This is a genomic window from Actinoplanes sp. NPDC051411 (assembly GCF_040682075.1).
Taxonomy (GTDB): domain Bacteria; phylum Actinomycetota; class Actinomycetes; order Mycobacteriales; family Micromonosporaceae; genus Actinoplanes.
Genome location: NZ_JBFBAD010000034.1, coordinates 1 through 20,365 on the forward strand (window position 1 = coordinate 1; position 20,365 = coordinate 20,365).

Genomic DNA, 20,365 nt, shown 5'->3' on the forward strand with positions numbered 1-20,365 from the left:
CAACAGCCACTCATCCCGGGGGGCTGTGGCTTCACCTGTTCTCCACTCCCTAAATAACCGAACACCCCCGCGGGGCGGCGCCCCCGGGGGGGCGGCCGGGGGGGGGGCCCCCGCCGGGCCGGCGGCTCCCTACTTGCCGAGGACCTCGTTCTTGGCCCGGTTCTGCGCGTCGGTGATCGCGGGGTCGACGGCCTTGGATCCGGACAGGACCGCGGTGTGCATGTCGTTGAGGATGTTCTGCAGGGCGGTCGTGTACTTCGACACCGGGTTCTCCGGCTTCGTGTCATGGTTGGCGAAGGCGAACTTCGACAGGTCGTCGGTCGGTACGCCGGCGAGCTGGAAGAACGTGTCCTTGACGGCACCGGTGTCGGCCGGGGTGATGCCGATCCCGGCCAGTGCCTTGGCACCGTTCGCGCTCGCCGCGTACGCGAGGAAGTCCTTGGCCGCGGCGACCTCACCCTTCTTGATCTTGGGGTTGATCCCGAAGCCGGTCGGGTCGCCGAAGGTGACCGGCGTGGCCGAGGTGCCGGTGGTGGCCTTGCTCTGTTGCGGCGCCGGGGCCATCGCCCACGCGAACTTGTCAGCCTCGCCGGTGCTCTGTTGCTTGACGAGCGTGGCGATGTACCACGTGCCCATCGGCATCATCGCGGCCTGCTGCTTGCCGAACTCCGCCTGGTAGGTGAGCGAGTTGGTGGTGGCGTCGCCGAAGCTCACCTGGGCGCCGGCCTTCTGCAGGTCGAGCGCCCGGGTGTAATACGGCTTGAGATAACCGAAGTCGCCGCTCTCCAGGCTCGCCCCGGAGGTCTGCGCGAGCGCGAAGCCCTGCAGCGTCGACTGCCAGATGTGCTCGTAGTCGCCGAGCGCCTTGGAGCCGGCGGCCTTGAGCCCGGTGGTCAGCTCTTTCGACGCGGCGGCATAGTCGTCCCAGGTCCAGCTGCCGTCCGGCGGTTTCACGCCCGCCTTGGCGAACAGGTCCTTGTTGTAGAACAGCACCCAGGAGTCCTGCCGGTAGGGAATCGCATAGGTCTTCCCGTCGACCTGGTAGTCCTTCAGGCCGCCGACCTCGCTGCCCAGCTTCGACGCGACGTCCGAGACGTCGACCAGCTGCTTGCCGTTCTGGTAGGTGAAGAAGTTCTTCAGGTTCTTCTGCACGTAGATGTCGGGTGCCTTGCCGGCCGCCAGGTCGGCGATCATCTGCGTGTCGTAGTTGGTGGTGTCGTATTCCTTGAGCTGCACGGTCACGTCGGGGTGGGCGGCGTGGAAACCGTCGGCCAGGGTCTTGAATTCCGGCGTGGTCGAGAGGCTCCAGCCAGCCAGGGTGAGGGTGATCGGGCCGGAGGACGAGCCCGAGTCGTCGTCGCCGCTGCCGCAGCCGGCCAGCACCAGGCAGAGCGCCGCGGCGCCGCCGAGGACAGCGGCGAGAGAGCGTTTCATCGTTACTCCTTCACTTGTGTGGTGTCGCGATCCGGCTGCGGGTGCGCACCCCGTCGGGCCACCTCACCCGCAGCTCCGGGTCATCTCCGGCGGCCTCGATGGCGGCCGCCGGAAAGTTCGGCCGCGGTGCGGCCGACAGGCTCAGGAGTACGGCGGTCCAGCGGCCGCGCTCCGGCACCCGCACGTCGATCCAGGGCACCCGGACCGGTGAGCCCAGCGGACCGCCGTCGTCGTAGGTCGTGATCCCGGTGGTCGTCCCGCCGGAGTCGCACGCCTCGGCGAGGACCGACGTCAACCGGCCGCCGGTCACCCTCACCGCCCGATCGGCCGTGGCGGGGCCGGCCCCGGTCACCGGCCAGCCGCCGATCCGCAGGCGGGTGGCGGCCGGCTCGGCGTCGACCCGGATCAACCGCACCTCCCAGGCGCCACGGACCACCGACCACACCGTGATCCGGCCGGCCGGCCGGGCCTTGCCGAGGCGGCCGCTGCCGTGGTCGGCGGCCGGCTCGCCGGCGTCGACCCAGTGGGCCTCCGCGACCGACCCGGCGACACCGGCCTCGCCCTCGACGCGGACGGCCAGGGTCCGCAGCCCCGTGCGGTGCGAGTGGCGGCCCGCCTCGTCGATCAGCACGACGGACTGGTCGAGCGGGGCGGTCCACCCGCTCTCGTCGAGCACCGGGGCGGTGGCGGTCGAGTAGCCGAGTCGGGCGTACAGCGGGGAATCGGTCGCCTCGGAGCCCTCCGCGGCGTGGTCGGTGCCGTGGTTGACCACCCGCACAACGCCGTCGGCCCGGGTGCCCGCGACCAGCCAGCCGGGTGCCTGGACGGCCCGCAGCACGTCGCCGGACTCGACCGGCAGCGGTTCGGCGGCCGCCGTCCACACCGGATGGTCGGCCGGCAGCGCGATGCCGAGGAAGCCCTTGCTCGCCCAGTAGGGCGAACCGGGGCCGGAATAGGACTGGGCCAGCCGCGGCCACGAGCCGTGCCAGCCGAGCGTGAGCAGGCCGCGCTCATCCGGCACGCCGTTTCCGGCGAAGTGCCGGACGACGCTGGTGGCCGCGTGCCGCAGGCGCCCGGGCGACAGCGAGGGCACCCCGGCGAGGGCGCCGGCCCAGAACGGCGCCGCCGCGGCGAACCGGTAGACCAGGCTGCGGCCCTGGAGCAGCGGCGAACCGTCGGCGCCGATCAGGGCGATCGCGTCGAGGAGGAACCGGTCGAGCCGGGCCAGGTCGCGCTCGCGGCGCCCGGCGGCCAGATCGGCCGCCCCGGCCATCCTCGACCACAGCACCGGATAGAGCTGCAGGGCCCAGCCGCAGTAGTGGTCGTAGGCCCGCTCCGGCCCGTCCGACATCCAGCCCTCGGCCCGCTCGAAGCCGTCGTGGGAGGCCAGATCCTCGGCCATCTCGGCGGCCGACCACGGGCCGCCGGCCGAGCGCAGGAAGGTCTGCACGACCAGGCGGAACCAGACCCAGTTGATGCGCGGGTAGGTCGGGTCGCCGACCGCCGGCGCCAGGTAGTCGAGCGTGCGCTGTCGCACCGCGGGCGCCAGCCGGTCCCAGACCCAGGGCCGGGTGAGGTCGAGGATCAGCGCGATCGAGGCCGCCTCCACCTTGGCTTGCGGGTGCTCGTCGAGGCGTACCCACCGCTCGGCCGAGGACGGGTCGGTGCCGGTGGCGATGCCGGTCGCGTAGCGCTCGATCAGTTCGTCGACGCCGTGCCCGTTCGCCCCGGCGATGCGGAAGCCGGCGAGCAGGAAGGTGCGGGCGAACCCCTCGAGTCCGTCGACCGCCGAGCCGTAGCCACCCGGGCGGCCGGGAAAGGCGAAGCGGGCGCGGCCCGGTGAGGCGTACGCGCCGGCCGACTCCAGAAGGTGATCGGCCAGCCGGAGCCAGTCGTCGCGGCCCCACTCGGCGGAACGGTCGTCGGGCACTTCGACCTCCGGGATTCGTTTCCGGCCTTCGATTTCCGGAAGTAAAACGCTCACGATCGACCATGTCAATGCCACGTCTCGACGTATAGCGACAAATCTGATCGCGCATCTCGCTTGAGCTGCTGTTTTTCACGGAGGAGGCGCGGCACCTGCGTACCTCTCAGATATCCGCATGCCGTCAGGGACGCCAAAATGACCGACAGAGGCGTCAATATGATCTGATACGATCACGATCGATCACAGGGAGAAGGGCGCGCCGATGGAACCGACCCCGCTGGCCACCTGGCTCGGCGCGGGAGCCCTGCTCGTGCCGCCCGGCCGGGCGCTGCCGGTCGCGCCCGCCGACGACCGCGGCGCCTGGGCCCGTGACCGCCTCGACCGGCCGACGCTGGAGCTGATCGAGACGCGGGCCCGGGCCGACGCCGCGACGCCCTGGCCGGCCCCCCGCGCCCGGGACTGGGCGCGCTATTTCCGGGACGGCGACCGCGACGGCTACGAACAACTGATCTTCGCCCGTCAGGCCCGGCTGACCCGGGCCACGGTCCTGGCCGCGGTGACCCTCGACGACCACTGGCTCGACGAGGTCGCCGACGGCGTGGTGCTGCTGTGCGAGCAGAGCAGCTGGTGCTGGCCGGCGCACGACGACGCGTACGCCCGGGGCGGCGCCGTGCTGCCGGCGGTGACCGACCCCTTCCTCGATCTCGGCGCCGGCGAGGTCGCCGGCCAACTCGCCTGGCTCGACCACCTGCTCGGCGCCCGGCTCGACGCGCGCGTCCCCGGCCTGCGCGCCCGCATCCGGCACGAGGTCGACCGCCGGGTGCTGACCCCGTTCGCCGCCCGCACCGACTGGCACTGGCTCGGGCTCGACGGCGACGTGCACAACTGGAACCCGTGGATCCACGGCAACGTGCTGGTCGCCGCCCTGCGCCTGGCCGACGGCGAACCGGCGCGGCGGGCCGCCCTGGTCGACCGGGTGCTGGCCGGCCTCGACCGCTACGCGGCCTCGATCCCGGCCGACGGCGCGATCGACGAGGGCTACTCGTACTGGTGGAACGGGGCGTGCCGGCTGTTCGAGGCGCTCGACCTGCTCCGGCACGCGACCGGCGGCGCCCTGGGCGACGAGCCGCTGCGCGCGCTCGCCGCAACCGTGGCGTTTCCGCACCGCATGCACCTGGGCGGCCCGTGGTATCTCAATCACGCCGACGGGCCGGCCCGCCCCTCGCCGCACCAGCCCTGGGCCGCCCTGCACCGGGCGGCCCGCCAGGTCAGCGACCGCGACGCTCTCGCCCACGCCGCCGCGCACCGGCGGCCCGGGAGCCCGGTCGCGCACGAGGAGCAGGGGCTGGGCCGGCTACTGCGGGCACTGACCGACCCGGCCTGGCTCGATGCGGCGCCCGGCCGGTCACCGCTCCCCCGCGACGTCTGGCTGCCCTCGACCCAGGTGCTGCTGGCCCGGCGCGCGCCCGGCCGGGCCGACGGCCTCACCCTGGCCGCCAAGGGCGGTCACAACGGCGAACACCACAACCACAACGACGTCGGCAGCGTGGTCGTGGCCCTCGACGGCGTTCCGGTGCTGATCGACCCGGGCCGCCCGACCTACACCGCGCAGACCTTCGGCCCGGGCCGCTACGGCCTCTGGCCGATGCGGAGCGGCTGGCACAACACCCCGACCATCCGCGGCACCGGGCAGGCGCCCGGCCGGGCGTACGCGGCCCGCGACGTCACCGCCGTGCTCGACGACGACGGTTCGGCGCTCAGCCTCGACCTGGCCGCCGCCTACCCACGCGACGACGTCCGCCGCTGGTCGCGGGTCAGCCGGCTCGACCGGTCCACCGGCGAGGTGAGCATCCACGATTCCTGGGAACTGGACCCGGGCGACGGCCCCACGCTCGTCCACCTGGTGGTGGCCGGCGAGGTGCGGGCCGCGCCCGGACGGGCCGAGGCCGGACGGGTCGTGGTCAGCTGGGAGCCGCCCGCCCCGGTCACCACCACCATCCGCGAGCTCGACGACCCGCTGCTGCGCGACGTCTGGGGCGACCGGCTGACCCGCCTCGACATTGACCTCACCGCCCAGGGACCGACCGGTACCCTCCAACTGACCGTGAAGGAGCAGGCGTGAGCACTTCGGACAAGCGGGGCCCGCTGCAGGTCGCCCGCCGCGCCCGGCTCCTCGAGGCACTGCGGCGCGACGGGGTGCTGCGCATCTCCGACCTCGCCGACGCCCTGGGAGCGGCCGCGGTGACGATCCGCCGCGACATCGCCCAGATGGCCGCCGAAGGGCTCGTCCGGCGGGTGCACGGCGGGGTGGCCCTGCCGGTCGAAGGTGAGCCCGGCGACGGCCCGGCCCACGCCGGCAGCCCCGGCGGGCGCTCGGCCGGGATGCTCGTGCCGTCGCTCGACTACTACTGGCCCAACGTGGCCCAGGGCGCCGAGGAGGCCGCCCGCGAGCTCGACATGCGCATCGTGCTGCGCGGCTCGTCCTACCAGCTCGACACCGACATGGCCCAGCTGACCCGCCTGGTCGACACCGGCGTCGACGCGCTGATCGTGGCGCCGCGCCTCGACGCGCCGACCGCCGAGCACACCGTCGAGTGGCTGGCCGGGCTGGACATGCCGGTCGTACTGCTGGAGCGCACGGCGTCCGCCGGGCCGCACCACGCCGTCCTCGAATCGGTCGTGACCGACCACGCCCTCGGTGCCGCGATGGCCGTGCGGCACCTCGTCTCGCTCGGCCACCGCAACGTCGGCGTGATCCTGGCCGAGCCCAGCCCGACCCGCCCGCACGTGCGCCGCGGCTGGCACGAGGCGGCCGTCGAATGCGGTCTCGACGTCGACAAGACCGTCGAGGCGCTGGTTCCGGACGCCAAGTCGCCGGAGTGCAAGGCCGCCCTCGACCAGGCGATCGACCGGGCCCTCGAGACCGGCTGCACGGCGCTGCTGGTGCACGCCGACGCCGAGGCGATCGCCCTGGTGCAGCGCTGCGAGGAGAGGCACCTGACCGTGCCCGGCCGGCTGTCGGTGGTGGCCTACGACGACGAGGTCGCCGCGCTGTTCAGTCCGGCGCTCACCGCCGTACGCCCGCCGCGCCGCTCGATCGGCCGGGCCGCGGCCCGGCTGGTGGCCGACCGGCTCGCCGACCCCGACCGGCCCACCCACCGGGTCGTGATCAGCCCGTCGCTGCGCATCCGGGACTCCTCGGCCCCGCCGCTCTGATCATCACCCGGCCCCGATTCAGCGACGACTGCCGCACCACCAACTCCGGCGCCACGACCACCCCCTGCGCCGGACGCCGGTCACCGTCCTGCAGCCGCGAGACCATCAACTCGACCGCGACCCGCCCGACGTACGTCTTCGACGGCCGGACCGCGGTCAGCGCCGGCTCGGCCAGATGCGCGACCTCGTCGTCGTAGGACACCATCGCCAGCTCCTCCGGGATCGCGATGCCCAGCTCCGCACAGATCCGGGTGACCGCGATGGCGTGCGGATCGCTGTGCACGATCAGCGCGGTCACCCCGGCCCGCCGGCACCGGAGCAGGTTGTCGTGCAACAGCTTCTGATGCCCAGGATCGTCGAGTGCCACCGACTCCTGCACCACCGTCGCGTCCGGGATGCCCAGCTCGGCGCACGCCGACCGCCAGCCCCGCAGCAGATGCGCCGAGGTGGGGCTGCCGTGCGCGAGCATCAACCCGATCTGCCGGTGCCCCTGCTCGTGCAGGTGGTGCACGGCGAGCTCGAGGCCCAGGGCGTGGTCGCTGCGGACGTACTCGACCCGGCGCGGCATCGACGCCCACTGCGTCGGCAGCCGCTCGACCAGGATCGCCGGCACCGGCAGCCGGCCGATCCAGCGCATCATCCGCTCGGCGTCCTCGGTGTCCAAACTGGGCGCGAGCAGCAGACCGTCCACCTGTCGGGCGTCGACCAGCCGCCCGATCTGCCGGCGGTCCTCCTCGGGGTCATAGCTGGAACCCCGCAACTGCACGGTGACGCCGAGCGCGGCCGCCGCCGCCTTCGCACCCGCGACGATCGGCGGCCAATAGAAGTCGAGCGACGGCACGACCATGCCGATGATGAAGCCGCGGGCGGCCGGGCGGAGCCGCTCCGGGCGGGGCTGCGCGGGCAGCGTCGCCCCGCCGTGCACCCGCACGACCAGGTTACGGGCGGCCAGGGTGGCGATGTCGCGGCGAATCGTGGGCTCGCTGACGCCGAGGTCGCGGGCGAGCTCACGCACCCGGACGACACCCCGGCGCCGCAGCTCGGCCAGCATGTGCTCGTGTCGTTGCACCTGCAGGAGCGCTTCCGCCGCCACCGGCACCTCTTCTCGGCCGCCGTCAACGTAACCCCGGCCCCGGGCGCCGTCAACGCACGCCGGGGCCGGGGTTCGACCGGTCTCACCGCTCAGTTCCGCTCGGAAACGAAAGCTCGCGTTGATCGATCCGGAGCGATAGCTTGATTCGATGAAGCTCGCCGTGGCCCTGGCCCTCGCCGTGTCTACGTCCGTCGTGCTGGCCGGTGACCCCGCCGGCGCGGCCGCCCCACCCGCGAGTCCGGGATCGGCCGGCATCGGCGACCCCTACTACCCGCTGGACGGCAACGGCGGGTACGACGTGAAGCACTACGACCTGGCGATCAGATACGCGCCGGCCACGGACGCGATCGCGGGCGCGGTGCGGATCCGGTCGGTGGCGACGCAACGCCTGTCCGCCTTCAACCTCGACCTCGACGGCCTGACCATCCGGTCGATCACCGTGGACGGCCGGCCGGCGACCTGGTCCCGCCACGGCACCGAGCTGACCGTCACCCCGCGCCGGTCGCTGGGCAAGGGACACGCCTTCGACACCCGGATCGTCTACGACGGCGTACCCAAGGTGATCCACGACCCGGACCTCGGCGACGGCGGCGCCTTCACCACCGACGACGGCGTGATCATCCTCGGCGAGCCGGACGTCGCCCAGGCCTGGTTCCCGTCCAACGACCACCCGAGCGACAAGGCGTCCTTCTCGATCGCGCTGACCGTCCCGAACGGCCTGCAGGCGATCTCCAACGGCGCCCCGGCCGGTCACTCGACCACCCACGGCTGGACGACGTGGCGCTGGGAACAGGCCGAACCGATGGCGACGTACCTGGCCCAGGCGTCGATCGGCCACTTCGACGTGAAGTCCTACCGGAAGAACGGCATCCAGTTCCTCGACGCGATCGACCCGGCGCTGCCCCCGGCGACGTACGACCGGGTGGCCAAGTCGTTCGCCCGCGAGCCGGAGATCCTCACGTTCCTGTCCGGCTACTTCGGCCCCTATCCGTTCCGCGCCTCCGGAGGCATCGTCGACGCGGACGGCGAATGGGACTACGCGCTGGAAAACGAGGGGCGCCCGATCTACACCCCGCAGGACTTCGACACCCAGGAGGGCGGCGACAGCGTCGTCGTCCACGAGCTCACCCACCAGTGGTACGGCGACAGCGTCTCGGTCGAGCACTGGCAGGACATCTGGCTGAACGAGGGCTTCGCGACCTACGCCGAGTGGCTCTGGAGCGGGCACGAGGGCCTCGGCACCCCGCAGGAGATCTTCGACCAGCTGTACGCGACGCCGGCCACCTCGAAGCTGTGGGCCACCAAGGTCGCCGACCCCGGCCCGCCCAACCTCTTCGTCGGCGCCGTCTACGACCGCGGCGCGATGACCCTCCAGGCGCTGCGAGTGGCCGTCGGCGACCGGTCGTTCTTCCGCATCCTGCGCTCGTGGGCCCAGCTCCACCGCAGCGGCAACGGAAGCACCGGACAGTTCATCGCCCTCGCCGAACACATCTCCGGCCACGACCTGGGCGCCCTGTTCACCGTCTGGCTCTACACCCCGTCCAAGCCGGCCCACCCGTAGGCCGTCGTGGGCCGCACCGCCTGAAGTCGGCGACCCGGTCGGCCGCACCCGCGCCCGCTACTACACCGAGGGGCCGCGTTTTCCCGCGCCGGCCTTGGAGCTGGCCCGCACGCCGTTCACCCTCATCTCGCCCTATCCGAACGACTGACGTCGACGCTCGGCACGAAAGCGTGACGTAGTGGCCGCCGCCGATACGTAGCGTCCGGTGTATGGGCGAATTCAAGTTCGGACGGCGGCGGTTTCTCGGTCTGACGGCCGTGGCCGGCGCGGCGGCCGCTGGTGCGGCCATGCTCGGTGAGCCGCACGCCGAGGCGGCCACCGGAGTCGACTACGCGGGGCTGAAGCGGGCCCTCACCGGCCCGCTGCTGCGGCCCGGGGACGCGGCCTACGCGGCGGCCGCCAAGCCGTACAACAGTGCTCTCGGCGTGCGGAAACCGGCCGCGATCGCCAAGGTGGCGGGCACCGACGACGTGCGCACCTGTGTGCGGCGGGTGCGCGGGCACGGCGTGCCGCTGGCCGCGCGGGCCGGTGGCCACAGCTACGCCGGTTTCTCGACGCCGAACGGCGGCGTCGTTGTCGACCTGTCGGCGCTCAAGGGCATCATGGTCAAGGGCGACGGCACGGCCGTCGTCGGCGCCGGGGTCAAGCTCCTCGACCTGTACGCGGCCCTCGCCGCCCACAACCGCGCGCTGCCCGCCGGGTCCTGCCCCACCGTCGGCGTCGCCGGCAGCACACTGGGCGGCGGCATCGGCGTCGTCGCCCGGGCGTACGGCCTCACCTGCGACCACCTCGAGTCGGCCACCGTCGTCACCGCGGACGGCGCCCTGCAGACCGTCGACAGCAACCACGACGCCGACCTGTTCTGGGCGCTGCGGGGCGGCGGGGGCGGCAACGGCGGCATCGTCACCAGCTTCACTTTCCGCACCGTGCCGGCGCCCACCGTCACGATCTTCTCGCTGCACTTCCCGGCGTCCCGCACGTCTCGCGTGCTGCGCGCCTGGTCGCAGTGGATGGACGCCGCGCCGGACCAGCTCACCGCGCTGTGCGGGGTGACCGCCGCGAGCACGCCGACCAACCGGGTGACCGGCACCTGGACCGGGCCCGCCTCGGCGCTGGCCGGTCACCTTTCCGCGCTCATCGCCGCGGTCGGCGCCGCCCCGACCTCCCGCACCACGCACACCTACAGCTATCTGAACGCGATGAAATACTTCGCCGGGCCGCCCGCCGGCCGGGAGGCCTTCCGCGCCGCGTCGCGCATGCTCGACCGTACGGTGACCGCGTCGATCGCCGACCGGGTCGTCGCCCTGATGAGCAGGCAGAAGGGCATGGTTCTGCTCTTCGATTCGCTGCGTGGCCAGGTCGGGCGGCTCAAGACCGGCGATACGGCGTTCGCCCATCGTGGTGCGCACGCCTCGGTGCAGGTCTACAGCGGCAACGCGGCCAACGGGCCGGCGGTGCTCGCGGTGCAGCAGGCGCTCGCGCCGATCGTCGGCACCGGCGCGTACGTCAACTACCTGAACCCGGGCCAGAAGGACTGGGCGAGCGCCTACTACGGCGCCAACCTGCCCCGCCTGCGCCAGGTCGTCCGCAAGTACGACCCGGACCGCGTCTTCGACTTCCCCCAGTCTGTCCTGCGCGCCTGACCGCGCGGCGTCAGCGGCGCAGAACCGACCAGCACGCCGCCCCGACCGGCAGCAGAATCCAGCACGAGAACAGCCGGTAGGTCAGCACGGCCGCGGTCGCCGCGGCGGCCGGGGCGCCGCCGGACGTGGTCAGCGCCAGGATCAGCTCTGCCTCGATCACCCCGATCCCGCCGGCCGTACCGGGGATCTGGCGGGCGAGCTGGGCGCCGAGGTAAGCCGCGCCGACCACCGCGGCGGACACCGTGAGGCCGACCGCGTGCAGGCAGACCATCAGGCACAACAGGTCGGTAAGCCAGTTGACCGCCGCCAGGGCCAGCACGAGAAGCCACCGGCGGCCGGGAACGACCGCGGCGTACACCAGGGTCTCGTGGATCGTGCGCCGCAACCGGCCCAGGCGGCCGGCCGGCTCGGCGCCCGCCGGCGGCATCCCGCTGCGGCGCAGCCGGCGCGCGGCCAGCACGAGCAGGCCCACGACCGCCAGGACGACCGCCACCGAGATCGTCGTGCCGGTCTGCAGCACGGCGTCGCCGGCGTAGAGAACGGCGAGGCCCGCGACGGACGCGGCCCCGCACAGCAGCGTGACCGCCGCCGCGATCGGCTTGGACGCGCCGCGGGCGCGGAACTGCCGGAAGCCGTACGCCGCGGCCACCGCCGACCCGCCGGGCAGGGCCGTGGCCATCGCCGAGCGGGCGTAGGTCACCGCGACCGACACCCTCGCCCGCATCTTGACGCCGAAGGCGCTGAGCAGCCGCCGTTCCTGCTCGGCGAACGCGACCGTCGAGACGACCTGCAGGACGGCGGCGACGATCAGCCACGCCGGGCGGGCGTGACGCAGCGTGGCCCACGTCGATCCCGCGCTGGGCAGGTGCCCGCGCAGCTCGAAGGCGGCCACGGCCGCCGCCAGGCCCAGGACGGGCAGCTTCCACCAGCCCCGTCGAGCGGGCGTTGTGGACGGGGGTGCGGGAGCCGGCGCCCCGGTCAGGGTGTCGTGGCGGCTGAACACCCCTTCACCATCGCCTGCCCGGCTGACGGGAGCTGTTACGGCCGGATAAGAACACGATAAGACGAAGCCAGGGACGCTGGTCGGCCGGTGTCGCGGCGATCAGCTCGGCCAGGGCCGGGGACGCGGCGAACTCCCCCGGGCCGGGCAGCGCGCTCAGCCCGGGCGGCACCGGGCCGTCCGGTCCGGTCACCGCCATCCGCAGCGACCGGTCAGGCGTCGTCCCGGAACGAGGCGTGGTATCCGGCGAACTGGGCCTGCTGGGCGGTGAGCAGGGGCGAGCCGTTCGGGTAGACGTGCTCGAACATCGCCGCCGGCTGCGGATCCGGCATCGCGAGGACCCGCTCCCGCAGGTCGAGGGCGATGCCGCGGGCGTCCTCGTCGACCTGGGCGAAGAAGTCGTCGTCGGCCAGCCCCTCCTTGGCCAGGAACGCGCGGACCCGGCTGATCGGGTCCTTGGCCTGCCACGAGTCGAGCTCACCGGCGACGCGGTACCGGGTCGGGTCGTCCGAGCTGGTGTGCGCGCCCATCCGGTACGTGTACGCCTCGATCAGCATCGGCCCGTGACCCTGCCGGGCGCTGTCCAGCGCGGCCCGCGTCACGGCGTACGTGGCGAGCACGTCGTTGCCGTCCACGCGTACGCCCGGAAAGCCGAAGCCGTCGGCTCGGCGATGGACCGGGATCAGACTCTGGCTGGTGAACGGCTGCGAGATGGCCCACTGGTTGTTCTGGCAGAAGAAGACGATCGGCGCGTGGTGGACGCCGGCCCACACGAACGCCTCGTTCACCTCGCCCTGGCTGGTCGCGCCGTCCCCGAAGTACGCGATGACCGCCTCACCGTCGCCGGTGCCGACCTTGCCGTCCAGGTTGATGCCCATGGCATAGCCGGTGGCGTGCAGCGTCTGGGCGCCGACCACGAGCGTGTACATGTGGAAATTGAACTCGCCCGGGTCCCAGCCGCCCTGGTCGACGCCGCGGAACAGCCCGAACGGCATGATCGGGTCGATGCCGCGGGTGTAGAGCACGCCGTGCTCGCGGTAGGAGGGGAACGCCATGTCCTGCGGCCGCAGGGCGCGGCCGGAGCCGACCTGGGCGGCCTCCTGGCCCAGCAGGCCGGCCCACAGGCCCAGCTCGCCCTGGCGTTGCAGGGCGAGGCCCTCGGCGTCGAGGCGGCGCACGATCACCAGATCGCGGTAGATGTCCCGGTATTCGGCGTCCGTGAAGCTGACCGAGTACGCCGGGTGGTCGACGCGCTCGCCCTCCGGCGTCAACAGCTGCACGTAACCGCCCGCCGGGACATCCGCCCCTGTCCTGTCGACCGCCATGGCACGCCTTCCGTCGCGAGTTACTGCCGGGTAAGGATTCCAGCAGAGGCCGGCGGAGGGAACGAGGTGGTGATCAGGTTCTCACCAGGCGGTCTTCTGGCGGCTGGGCCGCCGCACGAACCGCCCGCGGGGTGCGCCGGTCACCACGCCGTCGGCGAGGACCCGGTGGCCGCGTACGAAGGTGTCGGTGACCTTGGCCGTCATCTCGAAGCCCTCGAACGGCGTGTATTCCTGGGTCGACTCCGAGTCGGCCGCCCGTACCACCCAGGTGCGGTCGGGGTCGACCAGGCAGAAGTCGGCGTCGTAGCCCTCCTCGACCTGGCCCTTGGTGTGCAGCCCGAAGCGCCGGGCCGGGTTCCCGGCGAGCAGTTCGGCGATCCGGCCCAGCGGCAAGCCGCGCTTGGTGCCCTCGGTGACCAGGCCGGGCAGCAGGTATTCGGTGCCGCCGAAGCCGGACTTGGCGACGAAGACGTCCTCCCGCGGCTGGCCGAACTTGGTCTCGTCCCTGCAGCAGGCGTGGTCGCTGGTCACCCAGTCGAAGTGGCCGGCCACCATGTGTTCCCACAGCGCCTCGACGTCCTCGCGGGGCCGGATCGGCGGGTTCACCTTGGCTCCGATGCCGGCGGTGTCGATGTCGGCCAGCAGGTGCCCGATGGTGACCTCGCGCCGGAAGTCGACGTGCGGGAAGGTCGCCGCCATCAGCATCGCCGCCTCGATCGCCTTGCGGGACGACAGGTGCAGCAGGTTGATCGTCGGCAGCCCGGTCTCGTACGCCAGGTAGGACGCGATCGTGATGGCCAGGCCCTCGGAGTGCGGCGGCCGGGAGGCGCTGTACGCGGCGAGCCCGGTCAGCGATCCGTCCTGTTCGACCAGCTTGGTGTAGGCCGCCATGATCTCGGCGGTCTCGCAGTGCAGCGACAGCGAGATGTCGTCGGGGTCGGCCGAGGCGAGGCGGGCCTTCTGGATCGCGCGCATGATGAACTCGAAGTGCGCGTAGTCGTAGGACTCACCCTCGGGCAGCATCAGGAACTGGTCCTGCGAGCTGGAGCGCCCGTGCAGCCCGTGCTTGCCGTAGAACATGAAGATCTTGAAGGACGGGATCCCGAAGTCCTCGATGATCGACGGAATCTCCTCGATGTGCTCCTTGAGGATCGGCGCGACGTGGAAGCCGTAGTCGATGTAGGCCCGGCCCTCGGTCGCCGCGAACGCCTCCGGCAGCACCTCGCGGTAGGGGCCGCTGCGGTTGAGGTAGTAGGCGCCGGTCCGCAGGTAGGTCAGCCCGGTGGTGACGCCGCCCTGCGCGCTCGCCCTGCTCTCGGTGACCGCGTCCTCGGCCAGCGGGTTGTAGATGCCCCAGTGCTGGTGGACGTCGACGGCGCCCGGGAAGAGCAGCCGGTTGCCGGCGTCGACCACGGTGGCCGCCTGGGTGGGGTCGATGCCGGGCGCGATGCGGACGAACTTTCCGCCGGTGACCGCGACGTCCGCGGTCGACGGAGACGAAGAGCCGGGCCGGACCACGCGCGCGTTGGTGACGAGCAGATCGAACATCAGGAATCACCCTCCGGAAGAGCAAGGCGGGACCACAACGGTCCCAGTTCGGGTAGTTCGTCGAGGCGGCCGACCAGGTCGCGTACGTCCTGGACCGCGGCGGCGGAAAGCCGGCGCCCGGCGTTGTCGGTGAATTTCAGGGCGAGCTCGTCGTAGGTGAGGGGCCTCGCGGTGCCGCCACGGTTGGTCATCACCCGGGCGGTGAGCGACGTTCCGTCGGTCAGGAAAGCGGTGAGCACGGACGGGAACTGGTGCGGGAAGACGGCGGTGCACTCGTCGTCGGCGACCACGTCGACCTTCGCCATGATGGCCCGCCGGGCCGGGTCACGGGCCAGATCGTCGGTGTAGTCGCCCAGCGCGGCGCCGAGTCCGCCGCCGCCGAGCAGCCCGGTCGCGACCGCGTAGGGCCCGCTGAACTGGGCCATGTAGCCGGTCTCCGGCGCTCGCTTGACCTCGATCGGCTCGCCGATCGTGCGAACCACCGGGGCCGGTACGCCGAGCGTCAGCCGCTCGACCTGTTCCGGGACAAGGCCACGCGAACGAAAGGAGGAAGCCGCGTCGAGGGCGGTGTGGGTGAAGTGGTTGGCCGGGTAGGGCTTGAAGAAGATGCCCGGCACCTCCCAGCGCTCCCCCAGCCGGTCGGTGATCGCCGACGGATCGAACCGCCCGTGCAGCCACGCCTGGAAGAAGCCGAACCGTCCTTCGAGGACGGTCGGCGGGCCGGTGAAGCCCTGTCGCACCAGTTCGACCGCCGAGAGCGCCGAGTGGGCGGCCCACCCGCAGTGCATCCGTTTCACGGTGCCGCCGGTGCGGTTGGCCTCGATGACGCCGGAGCCCATCGACGCGGTCAGGCCGAGCACGTGGACGAGCGCGTCCGCGTCGAGGCCGGCGAGCAGGCCGGCCGCCATCCCGGAGCCGAGCGTGCCGCAGATCGAGGTGGCGTGCTGGCCGTGGTCGAAGAACAGGTTCTCGCCGGTCTTGTCGTCGTAGCCGGCCATCCCGATCCGGACGCAGGTCTCCAGCCCGGCCGCGACGGCGACGATCAGTTCGCGGCCGCCGCGCCCGTACGCCTCGGCCGCCGCGAGCGCGGCCGGCACCACCGACGCGCTGGGATGCAGCACCGACGGCAGGTGGGTGTCGTCGTAGTCCAGCGAGTGGGCGAGCGTGCCGTTGACGAAGGCGGCGAGCGCGGCGGGCAACGGGCCGGTCATCCCGACCGCGTGGGCCTGCGGCCGGCCGCCCTGCTCGGCGGCGAACCGGCGGGCCGCCCCGCTGGTCGGGAGGTCGCTCGCGGCGACCGCGATGCCGAGCACGTCGAGCACCCGCTTGCGGACGCTGTCGACGACCTCGGCGGGCAGCGTGTCGAAGGTCAGGCCGGCGGCGAACTGCCCGAGGCGCCGCGCGAGCGTGAGGTCAGTCATGGGCCACCACCGCGAGCGGGCGGACCGGTGATCCGGTGGCGCCGACCAGGTGCAGCGGGATCAGCACGAACGTGAACTCGTGGACGCCCGCCGCGGCCAGCTCCTCCAGGTCGAGCGCCTCGATGATGTAGACGCCGCGCTCGACCAGCAGCACCCGGTGGGCCGGCAGCAACGTGTGGCCGCCGCCGGGGGCCAGCCGTTCGAAGGCGATCGAGTCGGCGCCGGCCGCGATCACGCCGGTGTCGGCCAGCCAGGTCGCGCCGGCCTCGCTCACTCCGGGTACGCCCGTCTCCGCCCCGACGTAGGCTGCCGTCCCGTCGGTGAACCGTCTCCCCCAGCCGCTCCGGATCAGCGCGACTCCCCCCTCGGACGGGCGGACACCGGTCGCCTCGAGGTCGTCGGCCGAGATCTCGTAGCCGGGCGGGCACGCGTCCGTCCCCAGCACGGCCGGTATGTCGAGCAGAACCCCCCGCACCACCATCGGCGCGATCGTGTGCACCCCCAGCTCCAGGAATCTGCCGCCCGCCTGCGCTTGCGCCGCGTCCGCGCCGCCGTGCAGCCTGCCCTGGAAGGAAACGTGGGCGAGCGCGTCGATGTGGGTGCCGACGTGGGTGCCGGTGACGATCAGGTCGTTGGCGGCCGAGCTGCCGTCGGGCCGGAACTGGTCGCCGTGCCGGCGCGGCAGCGTGTGCCAGAACTGCGGGTGGTTGGGCGACTGCGGCATCCCCACGAACATCGGCCGGCCCAGGTCGAAGACCCGCACGCCCCGGGTCACCACGTCGAGCAGAGCATCGGTCATGCCACAACTCCTTCCGCGCGCAACGCGGCTATGTGCGAAGGGTCGAGCCCCAACTCGCCGATGAGGACCTCGTCGGTGAACTCGCCGAGACGCCGCCCGGTGAACCGGATCCGGCCCGGGGTCTCCGACATCCGCCAGAGCACGTTGTGCATGAGCACGCGCCCGAGGTCGTCGTCGGGCACCTCGACCAGCATCCCGGTCGCCCGGACGTGCTCGTCCTCGATCAGGTCGCGCGCGTCGTAGACCGGCGCGATGGCGGCCTCGGCGGCCACGAACGCGTTCATCACCTCGTCGCGGTCGCGGGCCGCGATCCAGTCGCCGACGTAGCCGTCGAGCAGATCGACGTGCTCGGCCCGCCCGCGGCCGGACGCGAACCACGGTTCGTCGATCACCTCGGGGTGCCCGACCATCCGCAGCACCCGCTCGGCGATCCGCTGGGCGCTGGTCGACACCGCGACCCACGAGCCGTCCTTGGTGCGGTAGGTGTTGCGCGGCGCGTTGTTCGTCGACCGGTTGCCGTGCCGGGTCTCGATGACGCCGGCGTGGTAATACGCGGCCGGCGACGGCCCGACCGCCATCATCATCGGTTCCAGGATGCTCAGATCGATGACCTGTCCCGGGCCGCCGCCGACCTCCCGGTGCCGCAGCGCCATCAGCACCGCCGACGCCCCGGCCAGCGCGCAGATGCTGTCGGCGAGGCCGAACGAGGGAAGGGTCGGCGGCCCGTCGGCCTCACCGGTCAGGTTGGCGAAGCCGCTCATCGCCTCGGCCAGGGTGCCGAAGCCGGCCCGGGAGGCGTACGGTCCGGTCTGGCCGAAGCCGGTCAGGCGCAGCACGACCAGCCCCGGGTTGACCTCGTGCAGCCGTTCCGGCCCGATCCCCCAGCGCTCCAGCGTGCCCGGGCGGAAGTTCTCCACCAGCACGTCGGCGTCCTCGATCAGGCGCAGCAGCACCTCGGCGCCGGCCGGCTTCCCCAGGTCGAGGCCGATCGTGCGCTTGTTGCGGGCGACCTCCTTCCACCACAGGGGTACGCCGTCGTGCGAGCGTCCGTGCCCGCGCAGCCCGTCGCCCCGGGTCGGATGCTCGAGCTTGATCACGTCGGCCCCGTAGTCGCCGAGGATCTGGCAGACGATCGGCCCGGCGATGATGCTCGACGCGTCGATGACCCGTACGCCGGCGAGGGCCTGTTTCTGTTCCTGCGTCATCGTTCCCCATTCTGCGGCCGGATCTGGAGTCCGCGCAGCGTCTCCAGAAGCGGCTGAACTCCGTGCGTGTCAAGGGAATCCACTGCGAAAACCACTGCGTCGGCAGCCTCCGATCCGATGGCGGCGGCCAGGAGACGCCGCGGCTTCTCCCGTACGCCGGGAGCAGTCAGCGCGCCTTCCCCGTCCCCCCGCGGACGGGCCGCCCGGGCGCTCCGGCGCGTGCCGTCGGTCAGCTCGACGGTGACGACCGCGGGGCGCCCGTCCGGATATCCGTTGTCCAGCAACGGGTCGGACCGCACCACGACCCGTTGCGCGAGCGCGCGGATCGCCGCCTCCGGGGCACCGGGCGACGGTCCGGCCTCCCCGGTCACGATCGCCGCCGCCACCGAGTACGGAATGCTGAACCGGGCCGCCAGATCGTTGGCCGGCAACGGGTCCGCGAACGCGGCCGCCCCGGCGTAGGTCGCCACCTCGACCCGGGCAACGGTCGCCGGGTCCAGCGGCAGCAGGTCCTCGACCGCGTCGTTGACCCCGTGCAGGTGTGCCATCGTCGGGTGCCGCTTCACATAGCCGGCCAGCACCTCGTAGGTCCCGGGCGCCGGGTCGATCGGGACGGGAGCCCGGCCGGCCACCGCGAGGAAGTGCCGTTCGAGCGTGCCCGCCGGGGCCCGCAGGCCGGACGCGGCCGCGATGCCCGCGGTCACCCCGGCCTGGGCCGCCCCGGCCAGCAGCAGGTGCTGGCCGGTCGATCCGCCGAAAACCGTCCCGGCGTCGGGGATCGAGGGCGTCACCGCGGCCAGGTCGATCGCGGCCGCGACGGCATCCGGGTCGCCGCGGGTGAGCAGATGGGCGACCCCGGCGGCGGCACCGACGGTGCCCCAGGTGCCGATGTCGTGCACGCCGTCGCGGGTGCCGCCCATCGCCCGGCCGACCCGGACACCCGTCTCGTAGCCGGTCAGCACGGCCGCCGTCACACCCGGCCCGGCGCCGGCCGCCGCTGAGGCGGCTCCGCGGAACGCCCGGCCCGGCCCGGCGCCACCGGCGACCGCCAGCACGGCCGGGACCACGTGGGACGCCGGGTGGCCCCGAGCCCGCCGGTGTCCGTCCTGCCGCTGCTCGGCCGCGACCGGCAGCGCCAGCACAAACGCGGCGAGACCGGCCGGGGCGCCGGCGCGGCGGCCCGGCACCGTTGCCGGACCGTCCACGCCGGACAACAGTGCCTCGCGCAGGGCCGCGATCTCCGGCCGCTGCCACGCCGACAGCGCGTTGGCCAGCACGTCCGAGACGAGGAACCGGACCCGGGCCCAGACCTCCTCGCCCGCCTCGGCGACCAGCGCGGAGGCGGCGAGGCTCAGCCGGCGGGCGGCTGGTGGCCCATCCGGACCGACAGGGCCCGGGTCGACGCCAGCAGCTCCCGCACGCAGCCCTCCACTTCCCCGGCGAACCTCTCCGCCGGGCCGCAGACGCTCACCACCGCCAGCGGGTAGCCGTCCCGGTTGAGGATCGGCGCCGCCACCGACGCCGAGCCGAGCTGGCGTTCCCCGCTCGACTGCGCCCAGCCCCGCTCCCGGATCAGGTTGAGCTCCTTGCGCAGCGTGCGGACGTTGGTCACGGTCTTGCTGGTCACCTTGTCGAGCGAACCCGACAGGTACTGATCGATCTCGACCTGGGGCAGGAACGCCAGCAGCGACTTGGACGAGCCACCGGCGTGCAACGGGTGAGCGACGCCGAGCTGCACCGACATCAGCACCTCGCGGTCCGGGGTCACCTGATCGACGTACACCCGCCGGTCCGCGCCGCTGCGGATCGACAGGGTCGCCGTCTCGTCGGTGGCCCGGGAGAGCCGGGTGAGCTCGGGCGCGGCGAAGGTCCGGATGTCCAGCCGGCCCAGGTACCGCGCGCCGAGGCCGAGGATGGTCGGGCCGAGCGCGTACTTCTTGGTCTGCGGGTCGAGCTCCAGCAGCCGCTTGTTCTTGAACGACAGCAGGATCCGGTGCACCGCCGACTTCGACATGCCGAGCGTGTTGGCGATCTCCGTGACCCCGAGCTGGGCGGACGACGAGTCGGCGAAGAGCAGCAACACGTCGGCCGCTCGTTCCACGGTGCTCGCGGAGTTGGGGCTCGCGGAGTTGCCACCCGTCTCGGTCTCGACTGTCACGTTCGCGGTCCTCTCGCGTTTGCACGGTGCGCCCG

General features: G+C 72.8%; 16 protein-coding genes. 4 read left to right on the forward strand and 12 right to left on the reverse strand.

All coding sequences use genetic code 11. The features are described 5' to 3' along the window. Positions 1-129 precede the first annotated feature (129 nt). Both AB0M88_RS20175 and AB0M88_RS20180 read right to left on the reverse strand, forming a co-directional pair. The gene (locus AB0M88_RS20175; RefSeq protein ID WP_364104002.1) at positions 130-1,434 is read right to left on the reverse strand and encodes an extracellular solute-binding protein; all 1,305 of its coding nucleotides are present in this window, start codon (positions 1,432-1,434) and stop codon (positions 130-132) included. A 10-nt stretch (positions 1,435-1,444) separates the two neighbouring features. After that, the gene (locus AB0M88_RS20180) at positions 1,445-3,364 is read right to left on the reverse strand and encodes a DUF2264 domain-containing protein (protein ID WP_364104005.1); all 1,920 of its coding nucleotides are present in this window, start codon (positions 3,362-3,364) and stop codon (positions 1,445-1,447) included. A 259-nt stretch (positions 3,365-3,623) separates the two neighbouring features. On the opposite strand from AB0M88_RS20180, the gene AB0M88_RS20185 reads away from it, so the two are divergent. Then, positions 3,624-5,483, forward strand: coding sequence for a heparinase II/III family protein (locus AB0M88_RS20185; RefSeq protein ID WP_364104008.1), 1,860 nt, complete (start codon positions 3,624-3,626; stop codon positions 5,481-5,483). Next, positions 5,480-6,577, forward strand: coding sequence for a substrate-binding domain-containing protein (locus AB0M88_RS20190; protein WP_364104011.1), 1,098 nt, complete (start codon positions 5,480-5,482; stop codon positions 6,575-6,577). Before AB0M88_RS20185 ends, AB0M88_RS20190 begins: the two co-directional genes overlap by 4 nt. Here AB0M88_RS20190 and AB0M88_RS20195 read toward each other — a convergent pair. Further along, positions 6,531-7,670, reverse strand: coding sequence for a substrate-binding domain-containing protein (locus AB0M88_RS20195; RefSeq protein WP_364104014.1), 1,140 nt, complete (start codon positions 7,668-7,670; stop codon positions 6,531-6,533). The genes AB0M88_RS20190 and AB0M88_RS20195 overlap by 47 nt on opposite strands. A gap of 148 nt (positions 7,671-7,818) precedes the next feature. Between AB0M88_RS20195 and AB0M88_RS20200 the strand changes: the two genes are divergently transcribed. Both AB0M88_RS20200 and AB0M88_RS20205 read left to right on the forward strand, forming a co-directional pair. Continuing rightward, complete coding sequence (locus AB0M88_RS20200) at positions 7,819-9,231, forward strand: M1 family metallopeptidase (RefSeq protein ID WP_364104017.1); 1,413 nt, start codon at positions 7,819-7,821, stop codon at positions 9,229-9,231. Positions 9,232-9,440: 209 nt separating this feature from the next. After that, on the forward strand, positions 9,441-10,874 hold the full coding sequence (locus tag AB0M88_RS20205) for an FAD-binding oxidoreductase (RefSeq protein ID WP_364104020.1): 1,434 nt from the start codon (positions 9,441-9,443) through the stop codon (positions 10,872-10,874). A gap of 10 nt (positions 10,875-10,884) precedes the next feature. Here AB0M88_RS20205 and AB0M88_RS20210 read toward each other — a convergent pair whose 3' ends face one another. From AB0M88_RS20210 to AB0M88_RS20250, 9 genes are all read right to left on the reverse strand, one after another. After that, entirely contained in the window at positions 10,885-11,877 is a 993-nt protein-coding gene (locus AB0M88_RS20210) for a YbhN family protein (protein WP_364104023.1), read from the reverse strand. A gap of 4 nt (positions 11,878-11,881) precedes the next feature. Further along, positions 11,882-12,067, reverse strand: coding sequence for a hypothetical protein (locus tag AB0M88_RS20215; RefSeq protein ID WP_364104026.1), 186 nt, complete (start codon positions 12,065-12,067; stop codon positions 11,882-11,884). A gap of 19 nt (positions 12,068-12,086) precedes the next feature. Next, positions 12,087-13,199, reverse strand: coding sequence for a pyruvate dehydrogenase (acetyl-transferring) E1 component subunit alpha (gene pdhA / locus AB0M88_RS20220; RefSeq protein ID WP_364104029.1), 1,113 nt, complete (start codon positions 13,197-13,199; stop codon positions 12,087-12,089). A gap of 81 nt (positions 13,200-13,280) precedes the next feature. Then, positions 13,281-14,747, reverse strand: a complete 1,467-nt coding sequence (locus AB0M88_RS20225; protein WP_364104032.1) for a dihydroorotase family protein — start codon at positions 14,745-14,747, stop codon at positions 13,281-13,283. Beyond that, positions 14,747-16,168, reverse strand: a complete 1,422-nt coding sequence (locus tag AB0M88_RS20230; RefSeq protein WP_364104035.1) for an MmgE/PrpD family protein — start codon at positions 16,166-16,168, stop codon at positions 14,747-14,749. The genes AB0M88_RS20225 and AB0M88_RS20230 overlap by 1 nt, the downstream gene beginning before the upstream one ends. Further along, on the reverse strand, positions 16,161-16,967 hold the full coding sequence (locus AB0M88_RS20235; protein ID WP_364104038.1) for a cyclase family protein: 807 nt from the start codon (positions 16,965-16,967) through the stop codon (positions 16,161-16,163). The genes AB0M88_RS20230 and AB0M88_RS20235 overlap by 8 nt, the downstream gene beginning before the upstream one ends. Continuing rightward, positions 16,964-18,172, reverse strand: coding sequence for a CoA transferase (locus tag AB0M88_RS20240; protein ID WP_364104041.1), 1,209 nt, complete (start codon positions 18,170-18,172; stop codon positions 16,964-16,966). Before AB0M88_RS20240 ends, AB0M88_RS20235 begins: the two co-directional genes overlap by 4 nt. After that, the gene (locus AB0M88_RS20245; RefSeq protein ID WP_364104226.1) at positions 18,169-19,635 is read right to left on the reverse strand and encodes an MmgE/PrpD family protein; all 1,467 of its coding nucleotides are present in this window, start codon (positions 19,633-19,635) and stop codon (positions 18,169-18,171) included. The genes AB0M88_RS20240 and AB0M88_RS20245 overlap by 4 nt, the downstream gene beginning before the upstream one ends. After that, on the reverse strand, positions 19,524-20,330 hold the full coding sequence (locus tag AB0M88_RS20250) for an IclR family transcriptional regulator (RefSeq protein WP_364104044.1): 807 nt from the start codon (positions 20,328-20,330) through the stop codon (positions 19,524-19,526). Before AB0M88_RS20250 ends, AB0M88_RS20245 begins: the two co-directional genes overlap by 112 nt. Between the last annotated feature and the right edge of the window lie 35 nt (positions 20,331-20,365).